Below are 12,256 nucleotides of genomic sequence, written 5' to 3' on the forward strand. Positions count from 1 at the left end.
ACCGTTCAAGTAAGCCTCACTTGAACTTCAAATAAGCCTCAGTTAAACGTTACGTAAGGCTCACTTGCAAGCCTGAATTACACAATTAAAGGCAATATTGTAGTTTACGTTAGATTTTTCAATTATTTTGTTCGTTGTTTGAGATTTTTCACTACTTTTGTAGCAGAAATCAAAAGATTATTATCAAAAATCTAAGATTTCTTATGATCTATTGAGAATCAAACACGACTACAACTAATCGCAAATAAGTTCAATTAGACCAAAACTTAACAAGATATAATAATAACCTACAAAACAAACATCGTTATGTATCAACAACTGAAACGTGCCAGCATGGCACTGACCTTGAGTTCGGTTTGTTTCCTCGCTTTTGCGCAGAAAACAATCCAAGGTACCGTTAAGGATGCTAATGGCGACCCAATGATTGGTGTAACCATTACTGACCAGAATGGTAAGGCAGGTGGCATCACCGACCTTGACGGTAAGTTTACCATTCAGAACGCAGACCCTAATGCGGTCTTGACTTTCAGCTACATCGGCTGCAAGCCTAAGAAAGTAAAAGTTGGAAGTCAGAAAACATGGAACATCGTACTTGAAGATGACAATGCAGCCCTTGACGAGGTCGTTGTCGTTGGTTATGGTACCATGCGTAAACGCGACGTAACTGGTTCTATCGCATCTGTCAACTCAGAAAAGATAGCCGCTCGTGGTACTACCAATCTTGCAGAGTCTCTGCAGGGTTCTGTTCCTGGTGTCAACATCACCCAGTCTGGTAGCCGCGCAGGTGCAGGCTTCAATATTCAGGTTCGTGGACAGGCTTCTATCAACAAGCAGGCACAGCCATTGTATGTTATCGATGGTGTAGTTTGCGACAACATGGACTTCCTGAATCCTGATGATATCGACCGCATCGACGTATTGAAAGATGCATCTTCTACCGCCATCTATGGTTCCCGTGCCTCTGCCGGTGTCATCATGATTACCACCAAGGGCAGCAAGGGTGCAGACAAGGCACAGAAGGCTACCATCTCTTATGACGGATATTATGGTATCAAGAAGTTGGCGCGCATGCCTGAGTTTATGGATGCCAACGAGTTTATGGATTACCGTTTTGCCAGATATACCACGCTTGATGGAAAGAACTACGATGGCTCAAGCCGCAAGGGTGTGGATGCTGAAGGACATCCACATTACATCATCAAGAATACCGATTTGAATTCTGCCTTCCTTGCCCGCAAGGGAGCAACCAGCTACAAAGACTCCAAACTTTATGAGCTGATGATGGATCCAAGTTTCGACGGTTACGACTGGAAGAAGATGGTTACCCGCACTGCCGCCCAGCAAAACCACTTCATCAGTGCTGCCGGTGCTACAGAAAAGGTAAACTACCGTGTAGGTATGGGTTATCAGGGAGAAGAGAACGTATTCAAAGGCAACGACTATGAGCGTTTCAACTTCAAGGGAGCAATGGATGCCAAGCTCTCCAAGATATTCGAGGCAGGTTTCTCTACCAACATGTCAATGAGCCGCACCCAGGACATATGTACTGATGGAACTTATTCTCCATACGTGAATGCATTCTATTTTAACCCATTCGTATCTCCAACAGATGCAGATGGCAACCTGATTCCTAACCCGGGAGCAAAGGCAGCCTTTGGTTCAGATGCACAGTTTACATCTACATATAACCCGCTCATCGATTTGAATGACGGCAACTACACCAACGAGACCAAAATGTACCGACTGATGGGTAACTTCTACCTGCGTGCCAACATCATCAAGGGATTGAAGTTTACAACCACCTTCTCTCCTAACTACTCTCACAAGCGCCAGGGCATCTTCTATGCTACAGGTCTGAACGAGGGTAACGACGTAGGTTCAACTTACTACCAGAAGAACAAGACCAACTTCGGATCCGTTGCCAATACAACCCGTGTAGACTGGACGTGGGACAACCAGTTTGACTACAACCGCACATTTGGCGACCACACCATTGGTGCCATGGCACTGTTCTCACTCTACAAGAGCAATACAGAATACCAGTATGAAGAAGGCAAGGGTATCGCCAGCGACCATACTACATTCCACAATCTGGGAACAGCCAGTGGCGACAAGACGCTTTCCTCTTCTTATACTGAGTCATCACTGGAGTCATTCGCTTTCCGTGCCAACTATTCCTACAAGGGCCGTTACATGGCTACAGCTACACTCCGTACCGATGGCAGTTCACGCTTCGCAGACGGCAACCGATGGGGCTGGTTCCCTTCTGTAGCTGCTGCATGGCGTATCTCTGATGAAGCTTGGATGAAGCAGTTCAACAACTGGTTAGACAATGCTAAACTCCGTCTGTCATATGGTGTTACCGGTAACAACAATGTGGGTGACTATGTAACTATCGCTTCTGCTACAGGTCCATCTTATGTAACCATAGATGGCAAAGAGGTACAGGGTTATCATCCTAACGGATTGGTAAATACAGAACTCATCTGGGAGAAGGTAAAGGAATTTGATGTAGGTCTCGACCTGAGTTTCCTGAAAAACCGCATCAATGTAACAGCCGACTTCTACAACCGTCTTTCTGATGGTCAGATTATGTCACGTTCAGTGCCTATCGAAACTGGTGAGAAGACTTCAACCTTCAATGTAGGTTCTGTCCAGAACAGAGGTATTGAACTCGGTTTGAACTTTAACATCATCAACAAGAAAGACTTCTCCTGGAGTGCGAATGTAAACTTCGCCCGCAACTGGAACAAGATTAAGGAGTTGAGTAATGGTAAGGTTGATGAGGTAGCCAACAACTGGTTTATCGGCGAACCACTGAATGTACTCCGTGACTATACCCATACCGATGTCATCACCGACAAGGGTGTAACCATGCACACCATGAATGGTGACAAGCATTATACCCTGAAGGAATTCTACGAGAAGTATGGCACTAAGTATAAGTGGTATGAAGGTCAGATGGCAGTAAACGACTGGAACGATGACGGTAAGATTGACGACAACGATAAGCAGATTTATGGCTGCACAGATCCTCGCTGGACAGGTAGTTTCACTACCAATGTTTACTTCAAGGGCTTCGACTTCTCTATCATGTTCTATACAAAGAGCGGATTCTGGTCACGCAGCTACTTCCATGAGAAGTATATGAAGTATGGCGACCGTGGTAATGCCCACATGCAACTGGATTACTACATACCAAAGGGAGCACCAATCATCGATCATGCAACAGGTGAGATTACAACCGCCACAGAGACCCACTACGGAAAGTATCCTTATCCAAACAACAGCGATACTTCGATGGGTGGTTACTTCGGTGACAAGGGTTCAGCCAAGGGAGAAGGTTTCCAGTATCAGAAGACCTCTTTCACCAAGGTTAAGAACATTACCCTGGGTTACACATTGCCTAAGAGCGTAGTAAACAAGGCAGGTATCAGAAATCTCCGTGTTTATGTAAACGTTCTGAACCCATTCTGCTTCACCAACTACAAGGGCTTCGACCCAGAGTGGGCATCACAGAATCTGCAGAATGGCGGTCCATCATCTGTAACCTACCAGTTTGGTGTAAATCTTAAGTTCTAATCTCATTAAATGAAGTAAACAATTATGAAAAAGATATTATATAGCGTAGCATTGGCGGCCTGCTGCATGGGAACCATGACAAGTTGCAGCGACTTCCTGGATGCTAGCAACAAGTCGAATGTAACTGCTAAACAGAGTTTTGCGACAAAAGAGGGATTAAACAACCTCGTCAATGATGCCTATCAGCATCTGCAAAACGTTTATGCAGCTCCTCTGTTCACTAGCTGTTTCTCAGCAGGTACAGACATGTATGCCGATGCCCGTAACAAGATGAACGAGGCATTGAACACTTACGAGACCTTGACTCCAGAAAATTCGGATATCAAGAATCTCTATACTTACCTCTATTCAGGTATACGTGCAGCCAACTCTGTGTCATATTATGCACAGACAGCCCAAGTTGATGAAAAGACGAAAAGTCAGCTGATAGGCGAAGCCCGTGTATTGGCAGCCTACGAGTATTATCTTCTGGTAAACAACTTCGGTGGTGTACCTATCATGAAGGACTTCCTCACCACAGCAGACACAGGATATCCGAAGTCTTCTCCTGAAGATGTATACGCCTATATCATCAGCGAGCTCGAAGATGTTATCAGTAAGAATGTGCTCCAAGCTTCTACAGCTACCAAGGGTGGCGGCAGAATCAGCCAGGAAACAGCCAAGGCTATCCTAGCCAAAACCTACCTTTCTGCAGCATGGGACCTCAACAAACAAGACTACTTCTCCAAGGCAGCAGCTCTTGCCGATGAGGTGATTGCAGGCAGAAAACTGACTACCCCATTTGCCAAGCTCTGGAAGGCAGACGGATCGGGCGATGACAACGAAGAGTTCCTTTGGGATGTGGAATATGATTTGGCTACAGCCAACAATACAACATCAGGTGGTACAGAATGGAGCGGTTACTACTGCAACTATCTGGGTGGAAACGAGGATAACATCAAGGCTACAACCTCCAGCTATGTACCAACCCTCTATGCCTTGCATTGTTTCAAGAAGGGTGACCAGCGTTACGATGCTACCTTCATGAAGGAATTGCCAGATATAAACAAGGGAAATGCTGCAGGTACCGGTTACTGGACCTGGTACAAGAATGGTGAGAGTCTGGTAGGTAAGCCAGTAACGCGATACTATTCTGCATGGTATGAAACAGATGCCGACTTTGAAGCATGGAAGGCTATAGATCCTGCAAACAGAGCAAACACCTATCGCATTCCGATGGATTCACAGAGCAAGGAAGCACAGAATATGGACGGCAGAGATATGGAATATTACGATAACCAGCAACTGGTATATGGTTCCAGTCCATGCAAAAAGTTTGACGACAGCAAGACTGCTAAGACAGAAAAGAACACCTGCTATCGCGACATCCATATCATCACTTTGCCAGAGATGTATCTCGTAGCAGCTGAGGCTTATCTGAAGGCTGGCGATAACCCTAAGGCATTGGCAAGACTCAACGAGGTTCACCAGCGCGCTGGCCTTCCTGCACTTACAGGAACTGTCACAATCGATGACATCCTTGATGAGAATGCATGCGAGAACTTCGGTAATGAGGCACGTTGGATGGATCTTCGCAGAACACAGACCCTGGTAACACGTTGCACCAAGTATAACCATGAGATGGGAGACAAGGCTGCCCAGTATATCGGCAAGAAGCTTCTTCGCCCTATCCCACAGGCTGCAATTGATGCCAATGACCAGCTGACATTAGCCGACCAGAATCCTGGTTACTAATCAAAGTCATTATGTTGATAAGAAAACCTATCAGGACATACGTTAATCATTAGGTTTAAGACCGTATCCTTGGGAGATAATTCCCGGTGGATGCGGTCTTTCTTTTTTATTCTATCGGCAAGGTATACGTAATCGTTTTCGTACTTTTTCATTCACTATCTGCATGTGATAAGCAAAAATGTCGTAACTTTGCACAAAATCTTATAGAATAAAATAAATAAACCTAAGAAGAAATGAAGAAATCAATCATTAAGACAGTCGTGCTTGCTGCGCTCATGGCTCTGCCAATGTTCACTAAAGCACAAACTTTCGCAGGTATCACAGCCGAGCAGATGGCCCAGAACACTCCAGAAGGATGGACTGCCGTTTCTCTGCCACAGTTGCCAACCATCACATCAGCCAACACCTTCAACATCAAGGACTATGGTGCTTCAACTACGGCAGAAGACAACACCAAGGCTATCCAGAAAGCACTTGATGCTGTGCCTTCTACCGGTGGTATGGTCGTGATTCCTGCCGGTACATGGATGTTTGGTAGTACCGACCAGATGACAAGCACTACCGAGGTACTCAGCATCAAGTCAAAGACTGTGCTCCACCTTTGCGCAGGAGCGACTCTGAAACTCGTTGAATATGGTAAGGCACCTAACAACAAAACGCTCTTTATCGGTTGCAAGAACAAGAACCAGAGCGACATTGTCATAGAGGGTGAAGGTGAAACTTCCATCATCGACGGACAGGGAACACGCTGGTGGAAGGCTCGCGACAACAAGGAGACATTCAATCCGGGAGCGATGATCAGATTCGAGAAAGGCAGCCGATTCCTGATTCGCAATCTCAAGGTGCAGAATAGTCCTGGTGTTAATATCACCTTGAGTAACAGCAATGGTGCGAACAATGGTACTGTTCATGACGTAATCATCTATAACCCTTCTTCTGAAACCAAGACAGAACAGCCTTCTCATAATACAGACGGTATTTCTATCTGGGGTCACCACATGAACATCTATAACTGCAACATCAGTACAGGTGATGATAACGTAGTTTGCGATGACAATGCACAGTATATCCATGTTTGGAACTGCGACTTTGGTACAGGACATGGTGCTTCAATCGGTAGTTTCACCAAAAACATCAAGCATGTATGGTTCGACAACATCACCATGAATGGTACAACTGCCGGTATCCGCATGAAGACGGGTATCAACAGTGGCGGTACGCTGCGTGGCGGTGGCGAGGAGGACTGGAAGTTCACCAACTTCACCATGACCAAGGTGAAGAACCCATTCTCTATCGATTGCTACTACGACAAGAACTACAACAGCGATCCTGCCGTAGACAAGGCAAATGCCAGAGCTCTTGATAGTACTACCCCAACCTACAACGGCATTCTGCTTCAGAACGTGAAGACAACAGATGTTTGCGATGGTAACGCTATCTTCCTGATTGGCCGCCCTGAGAGCCACATCAAGAACGTGACTCTCGACAACGTGCAGATTTCAGCCAAGAAGGGCATCGATATCCGCTTCGTAGATAATCTCGTATTCAAGAACAACTCTAAGATTACATGCCAGTCTGGCAAACTCTGGATCCGCCAATACGATTCTACAGTAGACGACCAGTGTGATGCTACAGGGGCAGGTACAAATCCAAATCCCACTCCCAATCCAGGTGAGACAACAGAAGTAAGCTATATTCTGGATGCATCAACCAGCACTTCTTCAAGCACAGATCTATCTCCATGGACGTTCAATAACGGTTGCAGCATAGAGAGCAGCAAAGGTTACGCTACAGCTAAAAACAATACCATCAAGTATAGCAAGGGCATACAGTTTACCATCAACCTGCCTGAGAATATTACCATTACATCGGCTACATTTGCAGGATATACCAATGAAGACAACAAGACCTGCTATCTCGGCGAGCTGAACGGAACAACCTTTGCCAGCGACAAATACGTATTCCCTAGCCGTTTAACCCAAACGGATACGAGCACAAAGTTTGATATTACACTTGACACTCCTGCTACTGGCGTTCTTACCTTCACACCACAAAATGCACAAGCCGCTTGGGTTATCACACTGAAAGGTGTAAAGGTAACAAGTTCAGGTATCAACAATGTTGTTTTAACCGCCAAGGTAAACAATAACAACATTTACGACCTCAGCGGTCGCATGGTAAAGCTCAATGCAAAGGCAGAAGACCTGCAAGGTCTCAAAAAAGGTATCTATATCTACAACAACAAGAAATACGTAGCTAAATAATTCATTTAAACATCGGTAACAATGAAAATAAAATATCATTCACTCCTGTGCATTCTCGCCACCATCGCATTGAGTTCTCCGCTCTCTGCGCTGAGCGTGAATGCCCAGAAAGCGGTATCCAAGACATGGAATCCGAACCTGAAGAACGGAATGTACCGCAACCCGGTTATTGACGCCGACTACTCAGACCCTGACGTATGCCGTGTGGGCAATGACTACTATATGACTTCCTCTTCCTTCCAGTGTTTCCCTGGCTTGCAGATTCTGCACAGCACCGACCTGGTAAACTGGGAGATTATCGGTGCTGCCCTACTCGATGATTATCCGGTTTTGCCAGAATACCTGGGCACCGAACTGGATTGGCGCAAGAAGGTTCAGCATGGTAACTACGTATGGGCACCATCTATCCGCTACCATGATGGATGGTTCTATATCTACTGCGGTGATCCAGACCAGGGGCTCTTCATGACCAAGACACAAGATCCACGCGGTCCTTGGGAGCCTATCACCTGGGTGATGAAGGGAAAAGGTCTTATCGACTGCTGCCCTCTCTGGGATGAAGACGGCAAGGCTTATCTTTCACATGGATGCGCCGGTTCCAGAGCCGGTATCAAGTCGGTGCTCTTCGTAGCTCCAATGTCACCAGACGGCACCAAGGTTATCGGTCCTTCACGCATCGTATATGACGGTCATGAAGACCAACCTACCATCGAGGGTACCAAATTCTACAAGCGCAACGGATATTATTATATCATGAGTCCTGCGGGCGGAGTGAAGTATGGCTGGCAGGTAGAACTGCGTTCCAAGAATCCATACGGTCCTTACGAGGAGTATGTGGGTATGGCACAGGGAAAGAACAAGAAGGTAAACGGCCCTCACCAGGGTGCATGGGTAGATACCCAGAACGGTGAAGACTGGTTCCTCCACTTCCAGGATAAGCACGCCTATGGTCGTGTGGTTCATCTGCAACCAGCCAAATGGGTAAACGACTGGCTCGTCATCGGTGACGACAAGGATGGCGATGGCTGCGGTGACCCTGTTCAGCAATGGAAGAAGCCAAACCTGCCATCAAGCGGTAACTTCCAGCCTAAGGAATCGGATGATTTCAACAGCGTAGATTTAGGTCTGCAATGGCAGTGGAACGGTCCTTACAGTCAGTACTGGTACTTCTGTGATGCCAAGAACTCCAAGTTACGTCTCTATGGTGTGCAGCAGGCTGAAGATGTAAAGAACCTGTATGATTTGCCAAACCTCCTGCTCCAGAAACTCCCTACCGAGAACTTTACTGCTACTGCCAAGGTGAAGTTCATACCTAACCGCACCGAGGCTTACAAGGAAAAAGATAAGGTATTGGGCGAAAGCGCCGGCATGATTATGCAAGGCATGGACTATGCGGCACTCAAGTTTGTTGATACCAAGGAAGAGGGTGTTGTATTGCAATATGTAACCTGCGAGAAGGCTGAGAAGGGACAGGCTGAGAAGGTGGTAAAGCAAGTGGCCATCAAGACCAGCAAGCAGCCTCAACCTTACACCGTGAAGTATGCCGTAGATGATATTCCTTCTTCCCGCATCGCTACCCAGGATGTATGGCTCCGCGTGAAGGTTCATAGCGAAGGCATCGCCAACCAGATACAGGCTATCGCTGAATGGAGCTACAGTCTGGATGGTAAGAAGTTTATTAAGATAGGCACCCCTTTCACTGTGCGTGAAGGCAAGTGGATAGGTGCAAAACTCGGTTTCTTCAACACCCGCACAGCCAAGAAGAACGATGCAGCCTTCTTCGACGTAGACTGGATTCATTTCGAAAAATAACGCTTTCCAGCTAACGCGTTATTTCAGAGAATGTTTGGAAAACAAAAAAATCCCCCTCATTGCAAATCAATGCAGCGAGGGGGATTAATCTTTATGAGTAATCTAAAATCTAATCTTTCTTTTCTTCTGTAGGCTCAGCCTTTGTTGTCTTCTTAGCTGGAGCCTTCTTGGCTGCAGGCTTTGCTGCGGTCTTCTTTGCAGGAGCCTTAGTAGCCTTTTCACCACGCAGTTTCTCAACTTCCTTCTCTATCTTTTCTATCTTAGCCTGGAGACGGACAATCTCCTTGTCCTTCATCTCTATCTCTTCATCCTGATTCTTGATGGTGGTAAGCAAGCCCTCCAGCTGATCGTTATCAACATCAGCAGGATAGAGATCGTTCACACGGTTGATGAAGTCACCAAGAATGTTCATATAGTTGGTAAAAGCATCGAAAGGACTTGAATAGATACCTCTGTCAAGACCCACATTGCTTGGCTTGGTAGTCATGAAGCGGAAGTTGTTGCTTGCCTGCAGGTAATCCCAGTCCTGATTAATACGTGGATCGTTGGCGATACGTACACGGTCTGCCACACTGTAAAGCTTATTGAAAGCCTCACGCTGCATCGGGTTACCCAACCACGAACTTACATCACGCTCCTCGTCTACCCAACTCAAGGTATCGGGCACATTCACCTCACCGACCGACTTGATCTTCTTGCAGATTTCACTAGGTGTAGAGAAGGTGATGCCACGGTCTTTTGCACACTGAGGCAAAGCCTTCATAAACTCGAGGATATTGCTTGACAGAGGCTGGGCAACACCAAGAGCAGAAAGTTCCATGAAGATATTGATAACCTGCTCCTCCTCTGGGAAGGCAGCAATCTGGTTCATATAGTTGTCTGCAAAGAGAGGATAACCATCCCAATCGCTGTTACTGAAACGCAGAGAGATATCATCGCTCAGGTTCACATCACGCAACAGAAGTTTCAATTTATGGTTCAATGCGCAATGGTAAACATAGTGAGGAGACTTCCAACCGAGCACGTGCTTAGCACCCTCGGTAAGCATACCGATGAATCCCATGTTGGCAACATCGTTACCGATATCATCGCTGTAGATGAGCGAAGAGTTACGCAATACGGTAGGTTTCTTTCCGAAATATTCCTCTATCTTGGTGCACTGGCGCATCACCTCGTCCTTGAAACTTGCCTCATTAACCAGAGAAGCAAGTCCGTGAGAGTAAGGCTCAGCCAGGAACTCTACACAACCCGTATTGTTGAGCTGCTGCAGTTTCTCCAATACCTGAGGAGCATGAAGTTCCAACTGCTCCATACCCACTCCCGAAAGAGAGAAAGCAACCTTGAAATACTTGCCGTTCTTTTCAATCATCTCCTGAAGGGCATTCAAGGCAGGCATATAAGAGCGCTCAGCGATCTCGTTGATGCTACGGTCGTTCTCATAGTCATCATAATAGTAATGGTCGGTACCGATATCAAAGAAGCGGTAGCGTTTCAGATGGGTAATCTGATGTATCTCGAAATATAAACAAATTGTTTTCATAATTATTAATTATTAATTTTTAATTATTAATTGCCCACTACTTCCACCCTAAGGTTTTGAGGTACAGGTCTTTGATGCGGGCTCCCACTTTCTCCCAGGTAATCTGGTCAACCTCTTTCTTGCCTTCCTCTGAGAGATACTCGAAGAGACTCTCGTTGTGACAGATGCTGTAGATTGCATCGGCAAGGGCATGGATATCCCAGTAGTCTACCTTAATACAGTTGGAAAGGATTTCTCCACATCCACTCTGCTTGGAGATAATAGTTGGTGTGCCGCACTGCATAGCTTCCAAAGGTGAGATACCGAACGGCTCGCTCACAGATGGCATCACGTAGACATCACTGTCTTTCAGGCACTCATAAACCTGTTTGCCGCGCATAAAGCCAGGGAAGTGGAATCGGTCGGCAATGCCTCTTTCTGCTGCGAGATAAATCATCTGATCCATCATATCGCCTGAACCTGCCATACAGAAACGCACATTGCGTGTACGATGCAATACCATGTTGGCAGCCTCTACGAAATATTCAGGTCCTTTCTGCATGGTAAGACGTCCCAGGAAGGTTACTACCTTCTCCTTGCCCTTATGATTTGGGCGTGGAATATCCTGCCACTCCTGCTTTAATGGATATACGGCATTGTGCATGGCGAAACACTTGCGTGGATCCTGATGATACTGGTGAATTACCGTCTGACGGGTCAACTCGGATACACACATGATGCAGTCGGCATTATCCATGCCGTCCTTCTCTATAGCGTAAACGGTAGGGTTCACCTTTCCACGGCTACGGTCGAAATCGGTAGCATGAACGTGGATGCACAATGGCTTGCCGCTCACTCGCTTGGCATGAATACCAGCAGGGAATGTCAGCCAGTCGTGAGCATGGATAATATCAAATTCCTCTGAACGGGCTACAACTCCGGCAATGATGCTATAGTTGTTAATCTCGTCATGAAGATTAGATGGATAACCACCGGCAAAGTCCATACAGCCGAGGTCATTTACATGCATATAATTAAAATCGGCATAGATGTGGTCACGGTAACGGAAATAATCATCCGGATTCATGATATTGCCTACCCGCTGCTGCACATAGTCGTGATTTACATCGCGCCAGGCAATAGGCACACTGTTCATTGCCACTATCCTGCAGGCACTGCGGTCCTCATCACCGAAAGGATGAGGCAGACACAATGTGATATCAACATCGCCCTGGGCATGAAGTCCTTGGGAGATACCAAAGTTGGCAGTTGCCAAACCACCAAATACGTGAGGAGGATACTCCCATCCAAACATTAAAACTTTCATATAGCAGTCCTCCTATTA

Annotated in this window: 6 protein-coding genes; 4 read left to right on the forward strand and 2 right to left on the reverse strand. The window is 46.4% G+C overall.

The features are described 5' to 3' along the window. The first annotated feature begins 306 nt into the window (after window positions 1–306). From KSW37_RS03260 to KSW37_RS03275, 4 genes are all read left to right on the forward strand, one after another. Window positions 307–3,582 carry a SusC/RagA family TonB-linked outer membrane protein gene (locus KSW37_RS03260; protein WP_217313306.1) on the forward strand — a complete coding sequence of 1,092 codons (3,276 nt, stop codon included), beginning with the start codon at window positions 307–309 and terminating at the stop codon, window positions 3,580–3,582. Between the two features lie 24 nt (window positions 3,583–3,606). Continuing rightward, a complete protein-coding gene (locus KSW37_RS03265; protein ID WP_217313305.1) occupies window positions 3,607–5,316 on the forward strand; it encodes a RagB/SusD family nutrient uptake outer membrane protein in 1,710 nt (569 codons plus the stop codon). 233 nt (window positions 5,317–5,549) lie between these two features. Further along, window positions 5,550–7,580: a glycoside hydrolase family 28 protein gene (locus KSW37_RS03270; protein WP_217313304.1), complete on the forward strand. Its 2,031-nt coding sequence runs from the start codon at window positions 5,550–5,552 to the stop codon at window positions 7,578–7,580. A gap of 21 nt (window positions 7,581–7,601) precedes the next feature. After that, window positions 7,602–9,392, forward strand: coding sequence for a glycoside hydrolase family 43 protein (locus KSW37_RS03275; RefSeq protein ID WP_217313303.1), 1,791 nt, complete (start codon window positions 7,602–7,604; stop codon window positions 9,390–9,392). A gap of 109 nt (window positions 9,393–9,501) precedes the next feature. On the opposite strand, the gene KSW37_RS03280 is transcribed toward KSW37_RS03275, so the two are convergent. Together KSW37_RS03280 and KSW37_RS03285 are read right to left on the reverse strand one after the other, a co-directional pair. Beyond that, entirely contained in the window at window positions 9,502–10,932 is a 1,431-nt protein-coding gene (locus KSW37_RS03280; RefSeq protein ID WP_217313302.1) for a glycoside hydrolase family 57 protein, read from the reverse strand. Window positions 10,933–10,969: 37 nt separating this feature from the next. Continuing rightward, a complete protein-coding gene (locus KSW37_RS03285; RefSeq protein WP_217313301.1) occupies window positions 10,970–12,238 on the reverse strand; it encodes a glycosyltransferase family 4 protein in 1,269 nt (422 codons plus the stop codon). Between the last annotated feature and the right edge of the window lie 18 nt (window positions 12,239–12,256).

The organism is Segatella copri (assembly GCF_019127135.1).
Taxonomy (GTDB): Bacteria; Bacteroidota; Bacteroidia; order Bacteroidales; family Bacteroidaceae; genus Prevotella.